General features: G+C 58.0%; 16 protein-coding genes. 7 read left to right on the top strand and 9 right to left on the bottom strand.

The window, feature by feature from the left end; all coding sequences use genetic code 11:
• Positions 1–22: 22 nt before the first annotated feature.
• The 4 genes from AABO57_10020 to AABO57_10005 all read right to left on the bottom strand — a co-directional run bounded on the left by AABO57_10020 (position 23) and on the right by AABO57_10005 (position 5,556).
• Positions 23–2,083, bottom strand: coding sequence for an alginate lyase family protein (locus AABO57_10020; protein MEK6286064.1), 2,061 nt, complete (start codon positions 2,081–2,083; stop codon positions 23–25).
• An 8-nt stretch (positions 2,084–2,091) separates the two neighbouring features.
• Positions 2,092–3,633, bottom strand: a complete 1,542-nt coding sequence (locus AABO57_10015) for an O-antigen ligase family protein (protein MEK6286063.1) — start codon at positions 3,631–3,633, stop codon at positions 2,092–2,094.
• A gap of 33 nt (positions 3,634–3,666) precedes the next feature.
• Positions 3,667–4,851: a UDP-N-acetylglucosamine 2-epimerase (non-hydrolyzing) gene (wecB, locus tag AABO57_10010; protein MEK6286062.1), complete on the bottom strand. Its 1,185-nt coding sequence runs from the start codon at positions 4,849–4,851 to the stop codon at positions 3,667–3,669.
• Between the two features lie 258 nt (positions 4,852–5,109).
• The gene (locus AABO57_10005; protein MEK6286061.1) at positions 5,110–5,556 is read right to left on the bottom strand and encodes a hypothetical protein; all 447 of its coding nucleotides are present in this window, start codon (positions 5,554–5,556) and stop codon (positions 5,110–5,112) included.
• A gap of 317 nt (positions 5,557–5,873) precedes the next feature.
• Between AABO57_10005 and AABO57_10000 the strand changes: the two genes are divergently transcribed.
• Positions 5,874–7,142, top strand: coding sequence for a cytochrome c (locus AABO57_10000; protein ID MEK6286060.1), 1,269 nt, complete (start codon positions 5,874–5,876; stop codon positions 7,140–7,142).
• 95 nt (positions 7,143–7,237) lie between these two features.
• Here the strand turns inward: AABO57_10000 and AABO57_09995 are convergent, their stop codons facing one another.
• The 3 genes from AABO57_09995 to AABO57_09985 form a co-directional block, all read right to left on the bottom strand.
• A complete protein-coding gene (locus tag AABO57_09995; protein MEK6286059.1) occupies positions 7,238–7,762 on the bottom strand; it encodes a DUF2911 domain-containing protein in 525 nt (174 codons plus the stop codon).
• A 179-nt stretch (positions 7,763–7,941) separates the two neighbouring features.
• Positions 7,942–9,708: a carboxypeptidase-like regulatory domain-containing protein gene (locus tag AABO57_09990; GenBank protein ID MEK6286058.1), complete on the bottom strand. Its 1,767-nt coding sequence runs from the start codon at positions 9,706–9,708 to the stop codon at positions 7,942–7,944.
• A gap of 28 nt (positions 9,709–9,736) precedes the next feature.
• On the bottom strand, positions 9,737–11,422 hold the full coding sequence (locus tag AABO57_09985; GenBank protein ID MEK6286057.1) for a carboxypeptidase-like regulatory domain-containing protein: 1,686 nt from the start codon (positions 11,420–11,422) through the stop codon (positions 9,737–9,739).
• A gap of 406 nt (positions 11,423–11,828) precedes the next feature.
• Between AABO57_09985 and AABO57_09980 the strand changes: the two genes are divergently transcribed.
• On the top strand, positions 11,829–13,028 hold the full coding sequence (locus AABO57_09980; protein ID MEK6286056.1) for a PilZ domain-containing protein: 1,200 nt from the start codon (positions 11,829–11,831) through the stop codon (positions 13,026–13,028).
• A gap of 105 nt (positions 13,029–13,133) precedes the next feature.
• Here AABO57_09980 and AABO57_09975 read toward each other — a convergent pair whose 3' ends face one another.
• Positions 13,134–15,254, bottom strand: a complete 2,121-nt coding sequence (locus tag AABO57_09975) for an alpha-galactosidase (protein MEK6286055.1) — start codon at positions 15,252–15,254, stop codon at positions 13,134–13,136.
• Positions 15,255–16,097: 843 nt separating this feature from the next.
• Between AABO57_09975 and AABO57_09970 the strand changes: the two genes are divergently transcribed.
• From AABO57_09970 to AABO57_09955, 4 genes are all read left to right on the top strand, one after another.
• Positions 16,098–17,006, top strand: coding sequence for a diacylglycerol kinase family protein (locus tag AABO57_09970; GenBank protein MEK6286054.1), 909 nt, complete (start codon positions 16,098–16,100; stop codon positions 17,004–17,006).
• A gap of 3 nt (positions 17,007–17,009) precedes the next feature.
• On the top strand, positions 17,010–17,831 hold the full coding sequence (locus tag AABO57_09965) for a metallophosphoesterase (protein ID MEK6286053.1): 822 nt from the start codon (positions 17,010–17,012) through the stop codon (positions 17,829–17,831).
• Between the two features lie 188 nt (positions 17,832–18,019).
• A complete protein-coding gene (locus tag AABO57_09960; GenBank protein ID MEK6286052.1) occupies positions 18,020–18,295 on the top strand; it encodes a hypothetical protein in 276 nt (91 codons plus the stop codon).
• 114 nt (positions 18,296–18,409) lie between these two features.
• Entirely contained in the window at positions 18,410–18,937 is a 528-nt protein-coding gene (locus AABO57_09955; protein ID MEK6286051.1) for a hypothetical protein, read from the top strand.
• A 35-nt stretch (positions 18,938–18,972) separates the two neighbouring features.
• Here AABO57_09955 and AABO57_09950 read toward each other — a convergent pair whose 3' ends face one another.
• Positions 18,973–21,015 (bottom strand): S9 family peptidase, encoded by a 2,043-nt coding sequence (locus AABO57_09950; GenBank protein ID MEK6286050.1) that lies wholly within the window; start codon positions 21,013–21,015, stop codon positions 18,973–18,975.
• A 232-nt stretch (positions 21,016–21,247) separates the two neighbouring features.
• Here AABO57_09950 and AABO57_09945 point away from each other — a divergent pair, with 232 nt between their 5' ends.
• Positions 21,248–21,925 (top strand): zinc ribbon domain-containing protein, encoded by a 678-nt coding sequence (locus AABO57_09945; GenBank protein MEK6286049.1) that lies wholly within the window; start codon positions 21,248–21,250, stop codon positions 21,923–21,925.
• Positions 21,926–21,932: the final 7 nt, after the last annotated feature.

Genomic DNA, 21,932 nt, shown 5'->3' with positions numbered 1-21,932 from the left:
GTCAGAGGTCAGAGGGCGGAAGTCACATGGTCATCGATGGTAACAACTGAAAACTCACCTCCAACGGAACGTCCGCCGCAAGACTGTAAATGATAGCAGACGACGCTACCCGAATCCCGTAGGTGGGTGAGACCCCTCGCGACTCTATCATCGCTTCAAGCTTGTGATCGCAAGCAGGCACGATCGTGAGCGCCGCCCTTTCGTCGCGAGCGATGGCGCGGTTGCTCGCGTCGATCGTGACTTCAAGCCCAACGTCGAAGTTGAAGAAGAACTCGAATCGATGCCTGCCCTTGCCGGTGAAGATGTCTTTGATGATCCAGTAGCCTTCGCGCTTGTCCAGCGTGACGATGCGGCGATGAGTCACCGGCGAGCTGAGACGTTGATATGCGTAATGCTCAGCGTCGAGCACGTCGCGTTCACTCGTGCTCTCCCACAGATTCACGTGCGGGCGCACGTTAGAGGCGAACGCGAAAAGCTCGCCTGGAGTTTCCTGGCTGATCTCCTCGCCATCGACACGAACGGTATTGTGATAAGCGGTTGACCGGAACAGATTGCGCTCCCGCTCGCTTGCCGTGTAGACGTACGTTCCCGGGTCTCGAAGAAAAGTCCGGTTGAACGCGAACACCTCAATCGACAGCGCATCCGAATGTGCGTGCGAGCCGCGGCCGCGCGCGCCGTGATCGCCGCAGTCGATGATGGCGTAGAGCGGCCCGTCGTCCTCTCCTTGTGTTACGCCCCGTTGAATATAAATCTGCGCCTCAGGGAAAGCTCGGGAAGCCGGCTGTTGTTTGCCGATCGCCAGGCTGTCAAAGGCTTCGCGCCCCTCGAGTCCGAACCACCAGATGGCTTCTTCGTCGAAGCGGCTCGACTGCTTGAACCTCTCGTTCTCGATCAACACCGCGGCGATCGACATCAAGTAGGTATGATCGCCGGACGGACGAGTTTTGAATTTGATCAACCGCCCATCGTCTGAATCGCCGATCATCGGCGCAGTCCCATCGAGTTTGAGATAGTGGCGCACGAAGTCAAACATCGCTTCCAGCCGCACCCAGTAGCGGCCGGGAATTTGAATGCCGTTTGCGTGACTCATCGAGAAAAACAGCGCGAAGATTTCAAGCACGAAACGGTGATAGCCAATCGCGCCTTCGTAATCGACGCCGTCCGCGAGCACTTGCCGGTCCATCTCCTTCACCAGCCGTCGCGCGCTGAAGCTCACCCAGCGGCGAGCTTCACCAAGTTCGGGCATCATCATCCCAATCACAAACAGGCCGATAAGGTTCGAGAGGTAGTGATTGCTCGGCACGCGGTAAGAGAACTCGAGGTTGCCGCGGATGAAGCTGCCGTGAGCGATCAGCGTCTTGAGTATCAGCTCGATCGCTTCGCCGGTCACCTGTGGCGAGCCACGGAACATCTCGAGCGCCGCGATGATATTCACCGCGCGGATGCCTGCTTCCATTGCAACAGTCCAGTTGATTCCGAAGCGCGGCGGATTGTCTTCGTACCATGAGGCGAGCTGACCCAGGAACTCTTCGGTGTAGCGCTCGTCGCCGGTAAGCAAGTATGCGCGGCCCAGCGTTACCAGGTGGTGAAGGCGATTGAGTTCCCAAACCACGCGCACGTCGGCGCCTTGCCCAATCACCAGCGGGACCCGAGTGAAGTGAGCAAGCGGCCAGGCCCGGTCCGCTTGCGGATCGAGGAGCCAATCTATCTTCGGGCCGAGATCGTAAGCGCGGCCGAACAGACTGATCCTGTGATCGACAACGGCGTCAGCTTCGAGACGAGAGGCTTCGACCGAATCGGGAAAGAACTCTTTGACGGTGGCAACCGTCTGCGACAGGTCAGCAAGCCCCGGCGTCAGGTGCGGCCCTCCGCTCTCTCGAATTCTTGAAGCGACTTTGGCGATCGACTGTCCACCCAGCGCGCGACGAAGGTCCTCGTCAGAAACATAAGTTGTTTGCGGGGTATCACTCGCGCGGCTTATGGCTCGTGAGATTTTCCGGCGCGCCCGAAGGAAGGCTTCACCGGCGATCTCTCCCGCCGTCAAGCCGTCGAGCTTCTCGCGAATGTTTTGGAGCCGTTTCAACGTCGCAATCAACCGTGGGTTAACGACCGGCTGCTCGGAACTAGGGACGAATTGGACAGCGCTCCGAGCAGGAAAAGAAAGTACAAATTCAAATCCGAATAGTAGCCGCTCGCCAGAGTCAGCCCTGGGATCCAGTAAGCTACAACAAGCGCAAGGAAGCACAAGGCCGCGGTTCGTTGCCGTGAGTCTCCCGCTCGCTTTAGCGCGCGCCAGCCAATCAGGAAGAGATAAGCGTTCGCCGCGAAGTACAGCGCAAGCCCCGTGAGCCCGAGTTCCGCTCCGATCCACAAGACATTTGAGTGCGGACTGTCTGCAGCCCTCGTGTCCAGGACCTCCTCAGGAGGCTCGTCCGAATAGTAATGCGAGGCGTCGAAATAATCGGCGTAGTTGGCCAGGCCGACGCCAAGGACGGGATTGTCGAATGCGATTTCCGCCGCCGCCTGCCAGGTAGCGAGCCTGCCGTAGGCAGTGCGCGCGTCCGTAAGGCGGTTTCCAACAGGCGACGGAGCGATCGTCACGATCCACGCAACAAGGGCGATCAAGAGTAGAACGATAACCGAGCCCATGGGTATGGCGCGACGAAAGGCCGGCCGACTAAGCAGCGACCGCCCGCTCCATTGCAACACGATCCAGCCGGCGACGAGCGCGAGGGCGACGCCGCGGAACAAAGGCAACAGCGCTCCTAGTGCGGCTCCCGTCAGCGCGCACGCGTAAACGAGCTTGCCGGTCCGGTCGAACCGCACGCGAAAGAGTTTGGCCGCGGCCAGCAGGAACAAGAAGAGGATCAGACAGATGATCGCAAAAGAGGAATCGGCGGCGAACGGGCCGTTCACACGGCGCTCGCCCTCGCGCACTATTTCAGAGCCTTTGTAGGCGAACAAGTCGGCGCCGGTCACGAACTCGAAGGCGCCGGTCGCAAACAAGAACAGCGCTAGCGCGATGCCTCCGAGCAACAACCACCTGCCGCCGTTCCGCAAGCCCAGATAGTTCCTCGCAACGTGAAAGGCGACGAGCGGAAGCCAGAACGTATCGATCGCTATTCGCGCTGCATTGGCGGCATTGTTCGAGGCGGCCACGGCGCTTGCGAGCGCGAGGACCGACAACAGCGCCCAGGCCACTTCGAACTTTGATACGGAGAAGGCCGCTCGTCTCGACCACGCATTCCCGGAAGACGATTGCGCCTCGCTTGTTGTTTGCGTGAGCGACGCCGTACATCCAGGCTTCAGCAAAAGCATTACTATGACCAGAGCGAAAACACTACGGTTATATGTGACGATCGATCTATCGGTAGGAAACCTGATATAGAAGGACGCCAGCGGCGCGGTTGCGAACCACGTAATCAGTACCGCTTGGACTGAGATGGGCCCGGCGACGAGAAGCCCAGCGCCCAGACCGGCCGCTGCAAGGACGGCGGCCTCCCTGTAGTTGCCGCTCGCGCAGAGTATCGCCGCAAACGCCACGGCAATAGTGGTCAGGATCAACAAAGCAGTGGTGCGAAGAGGGGGTGACGCTGCAAAGAACCTATCCGGCCTATCTCGCTGTCTGTCCATCGGTCACCAGATCTCAATTGATAGCTTGAAGTTCTATGTAGCCCGGGGCGGGTTGCTCGCCTGTTCGATCGCGTCGACGATGCGAACGGCAGCGTGGCCATCCCAGAGTTCGGGCACACGCGTTGGACGCAAGGGTCGCTCGAGTGCGGCGAGCGCTTCGCGTTTTATTACCTCGGGATCGTTGCCAACTAGTCGGTTAGTCCCCTCGGTGATAGTGATGGGTCGCTCCGTGTTTTGCCTGAGCGTCAAACACGGAATGCCAAGCACCGTGGTCTCCTCTTGAATGCCGCCGCTGTCGGTGAGGACCAAACGGCTGTTGCTGTAAAGCTGCAAAAAGTCCAGATAGCCAAGCGGCTCGGTGAGTATGAGTGACGACTGCCTGCGAACCATTTCGTTCAAGCCGAACTGCTCCAAGCGGGCTCGGGTGCGGGGATGAACCGGGAAGACGATCGGCAAGCGCGCGCCGATCACCTGTAGCGCATCGAGTATCCCGGACAACGTTGTCTTGTCGTCGACATTTGATGGACGATGCAGAGTCATCGCGCAGAACCGGCCCTGCTTGAGATTCAAGCGGTCGAGCACCGGCGAGGTACGCGCCCGCTCGAGATTGTTATAAAGCGTATCGATCATAACGTTGCCGACGAAGCGTATCTTTTCCGGCGCTACGCCTTCGCGAAGCAGGTTTTCGTTTGCATCTCGTGACGGTGTAAGCAGCAGATCCGCAAGCGCATCGGTGACGACTCGGTTGATCTCTTCCGGCATCGTGCGGTCGCCGCTTCTAAGCCCGGCTTCCACATGAGCAACCCGCACGAGCATTTTTGCTGCTACTATCGCCGCGGCCATCGTCGAGTTCACATCTCCGACAACCACCACCCAGTCGGCCGCGTGCTTCAATAAGACCTGTTCGAAGGCGGTCATTATGCAGGCAGTCTGCTCGGAATGTGAGCCCGAACCGGCCTCGAGGTTGATATCGGGTCGCGGAATCTGCAGGTCTTCGAAGAACGAGTCGCTCATCGACTCGTCGTAGTGTTGTCCAGTGTGGACGAGCAGCGGCTCGATTCGATTTGAGCGCCGACGCATCTCGTTGAGCACCGGCGCTATCTTCATGAAGTTTGGCCGGGCGCCGACGACATTGATTATTCGGAGCATCGCATTATTTTCAGATTGTTGAAGCTGAAACTCAGGCAGGAAGTCTACAGTTGGCTTGTTGGTCGACACAAGGTCAGTGCCCTGAGACACGAAAAGACATTGGTAGCCGGCGGACGGCTACCAATGTCTTTTGCTTGGTTCAATGGTTCCGGGTTCGTGGTTCAGGTTGTCGAAACCGACGATCAACTTTGAACGCGGAACAGTGAACTCTCAACTCTGAACGCTGAACTCTCAACTCTGAACGCTGAACTCTCAACTCTGAACGCTGAACTCTCAACTCTGAACGCTGAACCCTGAACGCTGAACCCTGAACCCTGAACCTTATTCTTAGCGGCGACCGCGTCGGTTGTTGAGCAGGTAGAACAATGCACCGCCTCCGCCTCCAACAAGCGCTCCGATGCCAGCGCCTTTACCGCCGCCCGCCAGTGCTCCGATGCCGGCGCCGATTGCCGCAGGCGCTCCTACTGTCAGAGCCAGGTTCCGCGTAGAGCGGCCGCGATCGTATCGGCCGTAATAGCCGCGATCGTACGACTGTCCGTAATAACGTGTTCCGGCGACGCTACTGCGATACGGCTGCCCGTAATAACGTGAACCGACCCCGCTGTAGTACGGTTGCGCGTAATAGCGCGTCCCCGCCACGCCGCGACTATTGTAGCTTGTAGCTACCGACCGGCGGTCACCGGCCCTTCGATAACGTTGCGCAAGCGTCTCCGGCGCGATGGCCAGAGAAAGGAAGGTAGCGGCCAGGACAATTGCTGCGGTTCTCTTTAACATTATGCTTCCTCCTGATTGATAAGATGCACCGATGATCGCGGCAACTCGCGTTCCAGCCAACGACACAGCAGCCTCTCCGCTTCTTTGTGAGAAAAGCGCAAAAAGTAAACGGGACGCTTCTCGCGCCGCTCCATATCGTGTGGCTGTTGCCCGATTTGCTCACCCGGAACAGGAGTTCATCCGGTACCCCCGTTGACCCATTGACTTCGAGGAGGCGTACTCATAGAATCTGTTGCGCCAGTGGAACCTAATTGAGTCGCAAGAATCCTAGTCCGCGGACTCAAGACCGCGCATAAAGAAAACTCGTGGGGTCGCACATGAAAAAGGCTGGTCTGGTTGTGCTCGCGTCCGCGTTTTGCTTCATCATTGCTCTGGTTGGGTCGAATACCGTGAGCGGTGACAGCAAGGCGTCGTTGACCTTCTCCAAAAACATCGCTCCAATCTTCTACAAGAACTGCATCGGCTGTCACAGGCCCGGTGAGATCGCGCCAATGTCGCTGCTGACTTATAAAGAGGTCAGACCCTGGGCCAAGTCGATCCGCGAGAAGATCGCTACGCGTGAGATGCCGCCCTGGCATCTTGACTCCCAATACGGCAAATGGGAGAACGACCGGCGGCTCAATCAGAAGGAGATCGACACGGTCGTCGCGTGGATTGACCAGGGCGCCAGCGAAGGGAATCCGAAGGACTTGCCGACGCTTCCCAAGCTTGCCAGCGGATGGCAGATCGGTGAACCTGACCTCGTCTTTCAGATGCCTGCGGAATTCACCGTGCCGGCCGAGGGCTCGGTGCCTTATCAGTACTTCAGCGTGCCGACAAACTTCAAAGAGGATCGCTACATTCAAGCTCTCGAAGCGCGCGCCGGCAATCTCTCGGTGGTGCATCACATCGTGATGTATGTGCGCGAACCTGGAGAGCAAGCGCGTCAGCGCGGACAGGCGCGCAAGTTCAACATCGGTGACGGAATTCTCGGCGCGCTCTCGCCGGGGCAGACTCCTTTTGTTGCCAAGCCCGGACAGGCCAAGCTGATCAAAGCGGGTTCACAACTGATCTTTCAGATGCACTACACGCCAAACGGAAAAGAAGCGAAGGACCGCTCGACGGTGGGACTGATCTTCGCGAAAGGTCCGGTCGACAAGATCGTAAACACAAAAGCAGCGTTCGATATCAAGTTTGTGATTCCGGCGGGCGCTCAGAACTACGAAGTGAAATCCGTCTACGAGTTCGAGCAGGACTCGCACATAATCAGCCTGATGCCTCACATGCATCTGCGCGGGAAAGACATCACCTATCGCGCGATCTATCCCGATGGACGCTCAGAGATTCTGCTCTCCGTTCCGCGATACAATTTCAACTGGCAGGTCTACTACTATCCGATAAAGCCGCTCGCAGTACCGAAAGGTACTCGCATCGAAGCGGTCGCGCATTACGACAACTCGGCCAAGAACCCGCGCAATCCGGATCCGACGAAGGAGGTCAGATTCGGCGAGCAGACATGGGACGAGATGATGAATGCGTTCTTCGATTTCACCGTGGACAGTCAGAAGGCCGGTGGAGAGCGCGCGGCAACCGGGTCTCAGAGGTAAGCCTCTGATCGGTTGAGTGTTCTCAAGCAGGAAGGGCTGCTCGTAGAGAGCAGCCCTTCTTCGTCTAATGCGACGGTCAGTTCGATATGCGCATCTCACTTCACGTCGAACGAGCCAGTCAGGACGTCGGTTCCCCATTGAACTTTGAACGCTGCTTTACCCTTGGCGTCTGCGAGCGTGATCGTCACTTGATCGACGGAGTCTTTTGCCTTTTCGAGCTTGAGAGGCGTCTCGGCGATGAAGCCGGCGGTTTGAGGAGGTGCGCCCCATAGAGGCTTGCCGGGTGCGCCTTCCGTTTTCGGATGAAACGCAAGCACCCAGCTACTGTCTCCGGTTCGCTTGATCCAGAGAGTGTACGTCCCGGCTTTGACCGTTTCAGCTCCGACCCCGAGGTCGCCCGCCGTCTCGATCCGCGTAGCTGCATTCATGCCTATTCGCCATACGCCTCCGACAGGGAGTTCGGAAACGCTGTGCTTCCCGATTGGCGGCCGGCCGTAGTCGATCGTGATCAGCTTTCCTTTGATAGTGGCTTCAGCCTTGCCGCGGTTGCCTTGAGCAACTGCAATGGCGGCGAATGCGCAGATCATTGCTGCACAGAGAACGAGCTTCTTGAAATTCATTTGAGTATTCCTTTCGACGAGGTTTGCTTGGCACTACCGGAATGTTATCTGCCAGCGCCTACATCGGCAAGCGGCAGCAACGAACCCTGAATCTTGAAGTGTCCCGTTGGCTTTGTCGCTGTTGAGTATCGCCACTCCAAGCCGGACCGGAAATGTAGAAGGCGCGATTTGCGAGCGATCTAAGGCCGCTTATCTCTTGGCGCTTCTTTCGGCGGCGAATAGCGAAGCTCGTAGTCCGAGACGCGCTGACAGGGCTTTAATTCCAAGGTCGTGTTCGAGACTTCCGCAAGGCGGCGCAGGTTGGCCCTTTCTGTCGCGTTCCAGGCCAGCGGGCGAGGCGACCTCTGCTTTGCTTCTTCCTCTGAACGCTGGCGAGCGACTACAAGGTAACGGCCAGGCGCGAGATTCGTGAGCTTGAACGAGCCGTCGCTCTGAAGCTCTGCATCGAAAAAGCGCAATATATCGCCGGCGGAATCTGGCTCGGCCGGCAGCAGATAAACGCGCAGACGATCAGGCAGCGAGGCGCCTTCCTTGCCGGCGGCCACTCGTCCGCGAAGCGAAGCGGCGCCTTCGCCAAGCACAACTCTGATCCCATTGATCCGTTGACCTGGCCTCACGGAAATCCCGCTGCGACTGGCATCCAGCGGCGTGTTAGTCGGTCCTGGAACGGTGAACGCCCGCACGTACCACGCTTCGTCCAGCAACCGCCTGGTGTCGAGCAAATAACGCCCGGCTCGAAGCCCCTGGAATAGGAAGTCGCCCTTGCTGTCCGGCGCGTTCATTCCGGACGCGAAGCGGGAAGAAGGGTCCGAGCTATCCGTCTCGTCTGTCTGTACAGTGATGAGAGTCTCTTCAATCGCAGGCGCCGGCGTCGTTTCGCACTTGAGGTTCCGGGTAGTCACGTCGAGGGTCATGCGCCCGGCAATTGAGCCAAGAGGCACGAGGCTGATTCCAACCCCGGTGACATCACGGCCCCTCAACTTCACTGGAACGCGCTTCGAGATGGCTCCGTCATCGCTCTCGGAAGAACCCCGGCGCGCGCTCAGGTAATAGTCGCCATCAGGCACGCCGTAGAAGGCGAACGCTCGCTCGCCGGCTCGCGGCTGAACGAAGGCTTGCGCTTCCAGCATATCGTTCGAGGCGCGGATCAACAGCACAATAACAGGGGCTACTAACGAGTTCGTAAAAGATGCGTCGGCAATCGTACCGCTCACCGCGTAGCCTCGCTCTCCGCGATAGCGGATGTCGATGCCCGTCGCTTCAGCACCGTCATGAAGCGAAACCTCGGCTGCCGTGTCTCGCGTTGAAGAAGGATAGTAGGTTGGAGCGTCGTCGCCGTATGGGGTCTGCATCAACGAGCCTGCGGTCCTCAGGGCCGCGGCAACTATGTACGTGCCGGCGGGCAAGCTAAAAAATCTGTAGACCCCGCGGTCGTCAGTGAATCTCGCCTGGCCAAAGGTAGCGCCGATGGGGCGGCCTTGCCCGTCACGAACGAGAATCACGCTTATCGGCACGCCCACCACCGGCTCGCCATCCGAGTTCGTCACCGCCCCGGTGATCACAGCGCCCTTCTTCAAAGTAAGATTCACAGTGTCGCCCGGTCTGTAGTGAAACGGATCGCGCGGGTCTCGAGACAAAACGTATCCGTTGGCCTGCGCCACGACCGCGTATGAGCCGCGAGGAAGAGCATCAGCCACGTACTTGCCGGCTTCGTCTGTGATGACTGTTCGGCGGACTGTCTGTCTACCCATGCCGTAGACCGAGACTTTTGCGTTGGGCATGGGGCGGCCGCTCTCATTGACTACGCGTCCGGTGATCGAGCCTGCGCTTCGCTCATTAGTCTTTTGCGTGGGCGTTTGGTTGGCGGTCTGGCCCAGACTATTCACCCCTAACCCTGCTGAGGCCATGAGAAGCAAAACCGTTACAAAGAGGAGTTTGTGTTTCAATTCAATTCCTTGAAACCGAACGCCCAGGCTATTGATTCTTTTCGTTCAAGTCCACGACCATCGTGACCTGCGTTTCTGCTCCGTTTGTGACCGTGACCGTCTTCTTCACTGACTTCGGGCCTATTTGAGGACTACCGGCGACTTGTCTGACTTGAACGGTGAGCGAGAGTTCGTACTCGCCGGGCAGAAGTCCGTCGATCGCGAACCTGCCGCGCGAATCGGGATATGGCGGTCTCCTCCCTTGATTCTGAGCAGCTCCGATTCGTCGAATGGAGAGGAACATCATTGCGCCGGCTGGGATCTCACCGCTTTCCATCTGCACCTGCCCGCGTATCGTCCCGCTCCCGTAAGCAAACACAACTCTGACTCCCGAAATCTCCCCTGCTACGCCGATTTCGACACCATTCTTCTGCTCCACTCCGTCGCGCTCCACGCGGACGAGCGTTAGCCCTGTATTGGAGGGATAGGTAAAAACATGAAAGTTCGCGACCCCCCGCGGTAGCCCCGTCACGCGAAAGCTACCGTCGGCAGCGATGCTCAGTAAACGATTCCGGGGAGCTGCGTTCACTAAGCCAGAGGAAATGCCCACTCGCACTTCAGAAAGGGGAGGCGCTCCTCGCTGACCTTCGGCCCCTTCGATGATCACCGAGCCGATTATGGTTGACCCGCGACGAACCTTGATCTCAAGCCCGGCGACATCACTGTCGTTGACCGTGAATGGAGCTGTGTCGCTGTACATCTCACTATCGGGGATTGGAACTGCGTAAGCGGAATACTGCCCGGGCGCCAGCCCGTCGATCCGGAACTCTCCTCTCGCTCCGGAGGTTGAAGCCCCGGAGCTCGTTGCAAAAACCTGGCGCCCGCCAGAATCTAGTGAAGCGGAGCCGTACTGCATAGCTACTATTGGCTTGCCGGTATTCGCGTCGACTATTCGGCCCGATGCCGAGTAAGCCTTCGAAGCGCGCCCGAGCACTATGTCCACGCCGGTAGCTTCACTCCCGGCCGACACTTCAACCACGGTAGCCTTCGCCTCATCGGCTACGTCAGGATGATAGGTGGCCGGATAATATGTATTCCCTGAAGCCATCCTGCTGGTCGGCGCGCCAGTATCCATACCTACGCAGACGATGTATCGGCCCGGCGGCAAACCAAATACTCGATACACCCCGCGGTCGTCCGTAGCATAAGTAGCAAAGGAAGCGTTAGGCAAATGGATCGATTCTTTCCTGCCTTGTTCGGATACGGCGAACAGCCGAACATTTTCCTGAATGAGAGGTTGGCCATCGGCATCGGTCACTCGTCCGGTAATCACCGCGCCGCGAGTCAGAGCAATGTCGATGCCTTCGATAGACTCACCGGCGGTTATATGGATGAGCTTCCCCGAACCGCCGATCATGTTGTCGCCTCGAGCTACCAGCGCGGGGGCGAAGGCCTGGAGTAGATGCTGACCGGCAGGCACACCCGTCAGTTGAAAGCGGCCGTCTTGATCGGTGATCGCCTTGGCAAGCGGTTTCTCGCTTGGTCGGTTTTCTGCCGGCAGCAGCAAAACTGTTACGCCGCGCGCGGGTAGGTCCGCGATCATCACCCGGCCCGAGATTGAACACGTTGCCTCCGTAGTTTGACTGGATTGGACGGGCGTCCAAGAATGAGCCGTCGCTACTATGGTAACGATCATCGTCGCTGCCAGAACTGTCCTTCGCTCGAGTGAGTACATCTGTGATCCTCCGCGGGCGTGAGAGGAAAGCATCCAGCTTCGATGTCAGATTGAGCACAGCAATTGTACTCTTTTTTTGCTTGAGCGGTCGAAATTCTCTTAGTTGACCATGCATTGCGCCGCGCTTCTAATCACCCGACTCGGTTTGAGAGGCGCCGGCTAGTCATTTCTCTCCTCTTAGAACAGGATGTCGAACGTGCGAACATCATAAACACAGTTCAGATTTTGATCAGTCGGGCGATGGCGTGCCCCACGCGGGTAGGCCAACAAAACCCGAAAGAACAACATTGTTGACAAACAAGTTCAGCCGATCATAATGGGCTCGACTCGGGAACCATTTGATTGGAAGCCCCTTCGGACGACGACGCCACAAATGGAATAAACGCCGCCCGTTCGAGGTGAAGCCTTGAGCACTATTATTGCACCAACACAGATGGACCTTAGTCCCGCACTGGCTGAATTCGCGCCGGACCGCGTGAGCGCGTACTTTTTGGATCTCGAAGGCTTGCTCGGTCGAATCGATTCCGCAACAACCTACTACCAGGTACTCGGGGTAGATCGCGCTGATGGACAAGAACAGATCAAGTCCTCATTTCAACAACTCCTAGATCTGCTCTTCCCTCCCTACGTCATCGGCCGAACCATGCCCGCGGAAATCGCTCCGCGAATTGAGCGCGCATTCAACAAGGCTTCGCAAGCGTTCGCCGTGCTCGCTAGTTTTGCCAGGAGAAAGGAATACGACGGCGCCTTGCTCTCGATAGCTAACAAACCATCGGTCGCTAGTCCGCCCAAGCAGCCTCAACTCAATCAGCCGCAAGCCTCGCAGTCCGGCAGCGCGCGTCGCTCCGACTCGTCGGAGGTAGCGGCGGAAAATTATGATCTGGCGATTAGCCGCATGCCTCAACAAGGCGAGGTGTACAGAGAGTCGTCCAAGGCTAAAGCGAACGACAACCGCCGCAGATGCGAGCGATTCAAGCTAAGCGTTCCAGCGCGAGTTACGGGTTATGATCGAAAGAACGGTAAGTGGCACGAGATGACCGAGACGATCGACGTCAGCCGAACGGGCGTCAGACTTCGCCTCCGTAGGCGGGTCAAGCACGGCACGGTGCTCTTCGTGACGCTTCCGTTGCCGGCAAAATTGCGCAGTCACGGTTTCGCCGAGCAAAGCTACAACGTCTATACCCTGGTTCGAAGAGTGGAGCCGCCAAAGCAAGGCGTGCGCGCCGTTGGCGTTGAATTCCTTGGCGAGCATCCGCCTAAAGGATTCCTCGACAAACCCTGGGCTCTTTTCCGCGCTAAGAGGTGGGGTGGCGACGAACGCAGGCGACCCGATCGAGTGGACCGGTCGGAGATCGTGAAGATCGAGTACTTCGATGAGAGCATGCAGTCAATCGCGAGAGAAGAGGCGAGGACCGAGAACGTAAGTCGTTCGGGTGTCCGAATCTCGGGGACCACAGCCCCAGCGGAGTTCGATCTGATGAGGGTGAGCTGCCCAAAGCTGAAGTTCGAAGGCCTGGCCGCGCTTAGAACTCGATACATCGGAAAAGATGGGCTGGAACGGCTCTGTGTTCAGCTTATCGACAAAGAATGGCCACTGCGAAGTTGACGCCCACCGTTGTGCATCTTCACAGAATCCTACGCGTTGTGATCTGAATGTCGCTCTTCCGCTACCCGCGCGTTGACACACTTAAAGAATGACCATAGGCCCGGTTTACTGCACCGGCAATTCTGCGGCCAACTCGACGAATAACAGGGCCGATAGCCGCTCGCTGCTGAAAGAGACGGTTACTCCGTTGCTTATCAGATCACTGCCGCTGGCGGTGATTTCCACCCCCGTGTCCACGTCCACAACGTGGTACATCGCCGAGGGTTTCAGCTTCGGCAACACGACCCGCTGATCGAAGGCCCCGCTCAACTGCCACCGGTAGAGCAAAATTCCCGCACTAGACCGGCCCCCGCTGTAGAAGGTTGCGCCCGCAACATCCGCGCTTTCGGTGGGTAGTTGCAGATCGTAGACGGAGGAGTCCTTCATCCTGTTCAACCGCCGATAGTTTTGAATCTCTGTCAGGATGATGTTCTGCTGGCGCTCGCCGATCTGCGATAGGTCGGCGGAGATGCCCCATCTGCCGGCCATCGCGCTGCGACAATAGAGCCGCGTCATTTCGTCATCGTTTTGATCCATCTGATCCAGATTGATAGTGAAGCGCAGCGCCGCCCACGGGAAGACGAACTCCAGCGCATTCAGCGCAACACGGATGTTGACGCGCGGATCTTCCAGCCCCATGTTGCCGGCATCCCTTAGCCAGGTCGTCTGGGTTGCCAGCAAGGTGAACTCATTGATCATTCGCCCGCCGAGTTGGCAATTTTCAATGGTTAGATCGGGATTGGCTTGCCGCACGGCTCGCAACGCATTCTGAAAACCAACGACGTTCTTCATTTCTCCCGCGCGCGACCGGTCGGTGAAAAATGCCTGATCATATTTCCAGTAGTCCATGGAATACTTGTCTCGCAGCTTCTGCACATGCCCGGTCAAATAATCCGCGAAGGCGTCTTCCGACATGTCAGCGAGGAAGCCGCCAAAAAATCTGGAGAAAACCGGCGGCTGTTCTATGGCCAACCCTGACGGGCCGTTGATCTCGCTGACGTACTGTGGCGATGACCACAACCCGGGTTTGATGCCATTGGCTTTGAGCGATGCGAGCATCTCGGTCATCTCGCCCGACTCGAATTTCTCCGGGTCGGGCTTCCAGCGCCCGTCGCCAAACCACCCCGCATCGATGATGAACGCCTCAAACGAGTAAGGCGACATCGCCGCGATTTGCTGATTCAAAAACCTGGCGTCCACTTGCCGGCGGGCCGCATACCAGTGATTGTAAGACAGCGGAAACGACGGCGGGGGGCCGCTGTAGAGCATGCGCCCCAGCGCGCTTCGCTGGCTCATCCAGATGGCGCGATCATTAGTGTCGTCCGATTCCGGCATCGGGGTTACCAGCAGCGCCGGGCCTTCAATCGTTTCGCCCTTGTTGAGCACTAGTTGCGTCTCTTCAGCCGGCAGACCAACAGCAAAAGTGAAGCCATGGTCGAGGCCATCGAGTCTGGCGCTCCAACCGCCGCACCACTCCAGACCGAAATAGATGCGACTATTCGAACCGCCGACGACCCAGTAAGGATTGACGCCGCCGGCGGCATCATCCGAGCTATGCAGCCGGCTGCCCAGGCGAATGTTGCTGCCGGCATCCAATGCCTGCTCAATGCGGTCGTACTCCAGAGACCGCCACCAGCGCGCCCATTGCGATTGGCCGGCGACATCCCAACTGGCCGACCACGCCGGAAACCAATCCACCGCTCGCGCCTTCTTGCCGCCATTGGTCAATCGAATGCGCAGACGAAAGAGTTGCCCGTGTTTCGGCAACTCAACAATCCAGGTGATGCGCATTTTGTTGTTGAGTTCGCGCGTCGCTTCGGCGGTCGTGAGGCCATTGCCTTCGGTAATACTCCATATTACCGGCGCGGTCTGAGCGCTTGGAATCAGCGACGCTGGAACCCATGCGCCGAGACCATCAGGGGTTCCCAAGTCGCGAAATGCGGTCTGGCCCGTCGCCAGCCAAGCGGCTTCTTCAATTACCGGAATGCCTTCGGGCGTGACGCCCAATTGTAACAGCACGGTGTCGTTGTCCAACTTCTGCGCTTGCGCTGCCAGGGCAAGCGCCAGCGTCCAAGCGAGACCAAGGGCAAGCGTCTGAAGCCATCGAAAGGAACCTGACAGCTTGCGTGACTTGTGCCTTTTGCTAGCAAGCGCGGTTTGACTTGTATGCGCAGAATGGTCAGTCATATTTTCCCTGATGAGAGAATATTAGCTGCTATGCACGGGTCGGGCACGCCGATAGCGCGGTACTCCTATAGGCTTTTTGCTGGGGCAATCATCGAGAGCTTCATTGTGACGGATTGTGTTTTTTTTGCCAACAAGGAAACGCATCGTCGAAAGCCGTTTTCTTAGCGAAACCACCAATGTTTCAGACGTGGATGCCTTCATACTGGTTTCAACTTAATCTGACCTTTCTTATTCTTTATCTACGGTGCTCGCCCTAGCGGCACCATCACTGAATCTCGGAATGCCCGCTCCTTCTCACCTTACTAACGATCAGACACCTAGTCATAGGAGGAATATGCTCACTAGACGTGGTCTAGCAATGGGCTTTACTGGCGTGTGCCTGTTTTGTAGCGGGCACCGGCAAAACCGTAGCCGGTCAAATTAAGGGTCGAGCCGCTGACGACGATGTTACTGCATACTCCTCGATTGCTCCCCCGTTTATCACTTCCGCCAAAGATTCGTTTGTGACGCGCGAGGGCCATAACGATCGTGACTGCGACGTGCCTTCTCGAAGATGACAGCATGCGCAGTTTGAATTGCTGTCCTCGTCTCCGGGCTTTGTTCACGTCTCCGGCGGCTATCGCAAAGAGAGCAGAGCAAACGGGTACGCTGAGGGCTTAGGCGTGGCGCAGATCGCCCTTCAGATCGGCGCCGCAGCGTCGTGATTGAAAGCCCGAACCTTTAGGATTAGACTGGGCCAGCTTTCGTAGAAGCTGATCCAGCAAGAGGGCTCGATGGCTTACAAGCACAACCAATGTTTTGAGCGCCCAGAAACCGCGCGCCCCGCTATGCCTGAAGAACGATATGCCTCCGCCCGTTGATGTCATTATCAATGCAAGCTCGGGCGCGTCCGACAAAGAAGCGGCGCGCCGCCTGCTCGCCGCCGTATTCGCCGCCGTTGGCGTCGAGGCGCGCATCTCGCTCGCGAAGAGTGGAGCGGAAGTGGTCAAACTCGCGCGACGCGCGGCTAGTGGCGATGCTCAAACCGTTGTTGCCGGCGGCGGAGACGGCACAATTAATGCCGTCGCTTCGACGCTCCTCGGAACGACTAAAACGCTCGGCGTCTTGCCGCTCGGCACGCTCAATCACTTCGCAAAAGATTTGCGGATCCCACTCGACCTGGAGGCGGCGGCGCGCACGATCATTGCCGGCCGCACCATGAAGGTCGACGTCGGTGAAGTCAACGATCGCATCTTCCTTAATAACTCGAGCCTGGGTTTGTATCCAAGCATCGTCCACCAACGCGAGATGAAACAACGGCTGGGACACGGCAAGTGGCCCGCGTTCCTGTGGGCCGCGCTCACAGTCCTTCGCCGTAATCCGTTTCTCGCCGTCCGGTTGATCCTCGACGGTAAGGAATTTGCGACCCGCACGCCGTTCGTCTTCATCGGCAACAATATTTATGAGATGGAGAGCTTTAATATCGGAAGTCGCGCGCGCCTGGACGCCGGAGTGTTGAGCTTGTACGTCACAAACCGCACGGGGCGGTGGGGCCTGGTGCGACTTGCCCTTCGCGCCCTTTTCAGGCGGTTGCGAAATCCTCAGGACTTCGTCGCGCTGACTACCACGGAGGTGCGCGTAGAAACGCGTCGCAGACGCGTTCGCGTCTCAACTGACGGCGAAGTCGCGGTTATGCAGATGCCGCTTGACTACCGCGTGCATCCGGGAGCGCTGTGCGTTCTTGTACCTGAAGAAACCGAAGGAACCAAATAGAAGATGCGAACCCTTGTGCATCTCTCTGACATCCACTTCGGTCGCGTTGACCATGCGATCATCAAGCCGTTGATTCAGGCGATCAACGACGTCAAGCCCGATGTCGTTGCCCTCTCCGGCGACCTCACTCAACGCGCGCGCGTTCGCGAGTTCAAAGCGGCTCGCGCTTTTCTCGATGCGCTTCCCCTTCCCCAAATTGTGGTGCCCGGTAATCACGACATTCCTTTGCACAACATTTTGTTCCGTTTCGTGCGCCCGCTCGACAAGTATCGTCGCTACATAACCCACGACCTGCGGCCTTTCTGTGCCGATGATGAGATCGCGGTGCTTGGTGTCAACACAGCACGCTCGTTGACGATCAAAGGCGGGCGCATCAACGAAGAACAAGTGGCCTGGCTCCGCGAGAAGCTTTGCGCTCTCGGCCCCGAGGTTATCAAGATCGTCGTCACCCATCATCCGTTCGATGTGCCCGAGGGTCATCGCGAAAGCGACTTGGTCGGGCGAGCGGAAATGGCAATCGAGTTACTCGCGGGTTGTGGCGCCGATGTGTTTCTGGCGGGTCATCTGCACGTCAGTCATACCGGACACACGGCACAACGCTACAGAGTCGGCGGGCGCTCAGCTCTCGTCGTTCAAGCAGGTACGGCAGCATCCACGCGAGGCAGAGGAGAAGCAAATTCCTTCAACGTCATTAGAATGGAACGTCCGAACATTACGATAGAACGTTTGGATTGGCATACAAACGGGGCGGTCTTTGTCGTGTCCGGAATTGAACGGTTTCGCCTGGGGAGCGAAGGCTGGACGCAGGTCCCGAATCAAGAGTGATGCGGAAACGCGCCAACCTCAGATCTTATTAGCCGTCCACCCGAGCACTGGTGGACACTGCAGTCTTTAAGGTGGTCGCTATAGAACCGGTTTTTTTTAAGTTAGAAGCTTGGAAGGATGTCGCGGAACCTTTCTCCCGCCACATGTGCTACGCTAGAATGGCTACGATACCACGACGGAGGCGAGCCATGGATGAAGACTACGACAAGCGGGAGCATTCGACGAAACGCGAAGTCGATGACTTGACGAACTACCAAAAACTGAACTCGTTGGGCGGCGCTGGAGTGTTAGTAAACCCGGATGAAGTTCCGAAGCTCAATGAGTCCGACGAGGATGACGATACAAAATCAGTCACCCCAGCGCCTGTTACCAGTCCCTCTGAGGACGTAATCGTGTACGACGGCGATTTTAATGACGGCGCCGACTTCAATGTTGTCGACGACGAAGGCAAGACCAACAACTGATTCTTCTGGCGAGCGGCAACAGCCACAAGCCGGCGAGTGAGTGCGACATCGACCCGGAATTCTGTCAGTATTCTTCATTTATCGATGATTAGGTTCATGATTAATTGGAGGGATATGCTCAGACGTATTGGAACAATAGTCATCCTGGCGTTTTTCTGTGTCGTTGCCGGTAGGAGCGAGACACTGGCTGATGATGATGATCGTACCCAGAGTGACAACCTGACAGCATATTCTTCGATCGCTCCTCCGTTTATTACCCCTGCCAAAGATCTGTTTGTCACCCGTGAAGGCGACTCCTTCGTAGTGGTTGTAACCGCGACGTGCCTTCTCGAAGACGAGAGCGACACTCAGTTTGAATTGCTGCCCTCCGCCCCCGGCTTTGTTCACCTATCCTCGGCGTATCGCAATGAAACCCGGGGAACCGAATACGCGGAGGGGTTGGGCGTTGTGCAGATCGCCCCTCAGATCGGCGACGCAGGCAAATACGTGGTGAGTGTTCGGGTAAAGGCCTGCACCGGAAAAGTGGAGCGAGTGATCACATTCAAAGTGCACGTTAAACAAAGTCAAACAAGCGCGGCCGGCTTGACCGTCAACTCTGTTATTCTGCAATCTGCAATCTGCAATCTGCAATCTGAATTCTGAACAGGTGACCGAAGGCCGGCCGCGTTGCGCTTTGGTTACTGTCCGTTGGAAGCCGGCTCGCGGAAATACTGTTCAATCCACTCGATCCACCGGCGCTGCACGTCCCTTTGCCGGACCGGGTCTCCCGCGTTATGCCCGTAAATCGGATAGGCGATGAACTTCGTCGGGACGCCGTTGTCCCTGAGCGCGTGATACAGCTTGAACGACTGTGTGGGCGTTACTCGGAAGTCTTGCGTGTTTGTCATCACCAGCGTGGGAGTCCGGATCCTGGAAGCGTTGGTGATGGGCGACTGCTCCATGTAGGACTGCATCCGCTTCGAATCAGTCCAGGGTGAGCCGCCGAACGCAGCGCCTCGCCGCACGTTCGCGTCCCCGAGATTGTACTGGTCCAGCCAGTCGGTGACTGCCGCGCCCGCTACTGCTACTCGCCAACCCGAGTAATGCCCGAGCAGCCACGTTGTCATATAGCCGCCGTAGGACCAACCAGACACGGCGATTCGAGTCGCGTCGACGAAGCCACGTTGCTTCAGAGCTTCGATACCGGCCATCACGTCGCGTCCCGGTCCGGCGCCTGAGTCGTTGACGATGGCGTGCTGATACACATTGCCGATTTGATCGCTGCCCCGATAGTTCGGCTGGAAGACCACCCAACCCTTCGCCGCAAACAAGTGCGCGTTTGTCGCGAATGTCTCGAGCGACGCGGCGGTCGGACCTCCGTGGATCACGAGCACCAAAGGGTACTTTTGGGTGTTAGAGAAATCCGGCGGATAGGTCACGATCCCGTTGTGCGTGAAGCCGTCCGACTGCCACGAGACTACTTCAGTCCGTCCGAGTGCCAGCCCGGCAACCTCGGCGTTGAGGTTCGTCAGTCGCTTCGGCGCCGCGGTCGCGGATGACGAATAGTAGAGTTCCGCCGGTCGCGACGGATCGGTCGCGGTGAACGCAATCGCGCCGTCCTTGGCAACCGCAACATCGACCCAGAATGAGGAGGACGGGCTGAGCTTGCCCAGATCGAGCTTGCGCGCCGGGCCGACGAGAGGTTGCAGCCACAGCGACACTCGAGTTCCGTCGTTCGCGCCGACCAGCAAGGACTTGCCATCGGGCATCCAGATCGATCTGGCGATATGACGGTCAATGGCGCGGGTGATGCTCTTGCCCGCGCCGCCAGTTGAAGGCGCAACGTGAATCTCGTTCACGTTGCCGGAATCACCATCGCGAGGCTGCCAGTAAGCGATCTGCGAGCCATCGGGCGAATAGGTGGGCTGACCTTCGAGGCTGTCGCGTCCGGTCACCCCGCGCATTCGTCCAGTCGCGACTTCGAGCACTTGAATTGTCGCCTCACGAGCATCGCCCGAGTGCGGAGTCGCGAGCCGGACCAGCACAAGCGAGCTGCCATCAGGCGACCACGCAAGCGGAGAAGCGGGCGCTCCCGGTGGATGATTGATTGGAAGGCTCCACGACCCCGACGTGAGCCGGCGCGCCTCACCACCCTCGGCGGGCGCCAGCCATGCGTGCGTCGGCAGAGCTTGAGACTGGATCAGGAAATCGTCGTTGCCGACTTCGAACGAGTCGTTGAAGCGCTCAGGGCCGGTCTTCTTCTCGGCCTCGTCCTCGGTCGCGTACGCGATCGTGCGCCCGTCGGGTGACCACGCGAACTGCTGCACGCCTTTTGGCGCGGCGGTGATGCGCCGCGTGTCGCCGCCGTTCATTGGCATAACGAAGACCTGTGGGCGCGGCTGTTGGCCGCTTGCAAGCGCGACGTTCGATAGAAACGCCAGCCGGTTGCCGTTCGGCGAAAACCTTGGTTGGCTGACGCTCCGGCGCTCGTTAGTCAGAGTGCGCTGATTGCCGCTGGCGATGTCCACGAGCACGAGGTCCCCATCATGACGGTTCTCGTCGTAGTTGGCGCGCGAAACGACGATAACGATCGTCTTGCCGTTGGGCGCGATTTGCGGATCGGAGACGCGTACGACTCGCCCAAGATCGTCGAGCTGCATGCGCCGCGGCTGCTGAGCAAGCCCTGTGACAACGAGCAGGCCGATCACCATCGAGCTCGCATAAAACATCGTTCGCTTCATGAGTCACCTCCGTCAGAGCGTTTCGCCGCGTAGGTTCTGTCTAACTAGACGTGTGATTAGCCGCGCGGGCCGAAGAGATTCGCCAAATCCAGCACGAGCCTGGCGCTTGGCAGTTCCCGCCTCTCACTTATTCGAACGCGATTCTATCATCAAGGGTACGGAACGCAAGCGGCGCTTGAGAACGCAGGTCATTCTGTTGACGAACTCGCTTGAGGAGCCGATTATTGCGGTCATGGGAACAGTGTACTGTGACAACTGCGGCACAAGCCTGCTTGAGGAAACCGCCAAGTTCTGCCGCGCTTGCGGAAAGCCCACTCCTCTATCGGAAGCGGCCACCAAAAGATTCGACGAACAGCCCGGCGTTCAGAGTCCGACCAGTCCCGTTGGACCCTCATTCACGACCCCGGCTTACATGGCTCCCTTTGAGTTGCCGCCGGCTCCGCAAACTAACGACCTGAGACAAAAGACACAGAAGCGCAATCTGATTATCCTTGTGAGCACGTTGGCGTTGATAATATTTGCGCTCGCGGGCTTGTTGGCTTTCTTGAGTTTCGGACTGGGTTCAGATGACATCCCCGCGACCCCGCCGCCGCCAGGCTTCTCGGAGCCGGCTCCTCCCCCCGCGCCCCCTGCCATCAATGGCCCATCGACAATCGATCAATCGCTTATCTACCCCGGAGCGCGCCAAACAATGTCGATCCAAGCGGACGGTGGTAAGAGCGTGCTTAATTTGCACTCCGATGACGCAGCAACAAGGGTCACCGGCTGGTACATCGCGAGACTAAAAGGTGCTAAAAAGATCTCGATAGTCGGCCAGACCATCTTGAAGGCTGGAGACATTGATGTCGTGATAATGGGCGGCGACGAAGGAACCGAGATACTCATCACGCGTGGCGGCGAGGAGAAGTAAGGGCCTG

Source organism: Acidobacteriota bacterium (assembly GCA_038040445.1).
Taxonomy (GTDB): domain Bacteria; phylum Acidobacteriota; class Blastocatellia; order UBA7656; family UBA7656; genus Onstottus_A; species Onstottus_A frigus.
Note: the sequence above shows the minus strand (reverse complement) of the source record. Positions and strands in the feature narration are given on the sequence as shown.

Coding starts and splice junctions, on each gene's coding strand:
- AABO57_10015 (MEK6286063.1), bottom strand. CDS start 3,633: ATGGACAGACAGCGAGATAGGCCGGATAGGTTCTTTGCAGCGTCACCC.
- AABO57_10005 (MEK6286061.1), bottom strand. CDS start 5,556: ATGTTAAAGAGAACCGCAGCAATTGTCCTGGCCGCTACCTTCCTTTCT.
- AABO57_10000 (MEK6286060.1), top strand. CDS start 5,874: ATGAAAAAGGCTGGTCTGGTTGTGCTCGCGTCCGCGTTTTGCTTCATC.
- AABO57_09995 (MEK6286059.1), bottom strand. CDS start 7,762: ATGAATTTCAAGAAGCTCGTTCTCTGTGCAGCAATGATCTGCGCATTC.
- AABO57_09985 (MEK6286057.1), bottom strand. CDS start 11,422: ATGTACTCACTCGAGCGAAGGACAGTTCTGGCAGCGACGATGATCGTT.
- AABO57_09975 (MEK6286055.1), bottom strand. CDS start 15,254: ATGACTGACCATTCTGCGCATACAAGTCAAACCGCGCTTGCTAGCAAA.
- AABO57_09970 (MEK6286054.1), top strand. CDS start 16,098: ATGCCTCCGCCCGTTGATGTCATTATCAATGCAAGCTCGGGCGCGTCC.
- AABO57_09965 (MEK6286053.1), top strand. CDS start 17,010: ATGCGAACCCTTGTGCATCTCTCTGACATCCACTTCGGTCGCGTTGAC.
- AABO57_09960 (MEK6286052.1), top strand. CDS start 18,020: ATGGATGAAGACTACGACAAGCGGGAGCATTCGACGAAACGCGAAGTC.
- AABO57_09955 (MEK6286051.1), top strand. CDS start 18,410: ATGCTCAGACGTATTGGAACAATAGTCATCCTGGCGTTTTTCTGTGTC.
- AABO57_09950 (MEK6286050.1), bottom strand. CDS start 21,015: ATGAAGCGAACGATGTTTTATGCGAGCTCGATGGTGATCGGCCTGCTC.
- AABO57_09945 (MEK6286049.1), top strand. CDS start 21,248: ATGGGAACAGTGTACTGTGACAACTGCGGCACAAGCCTGCTTGAGGAA.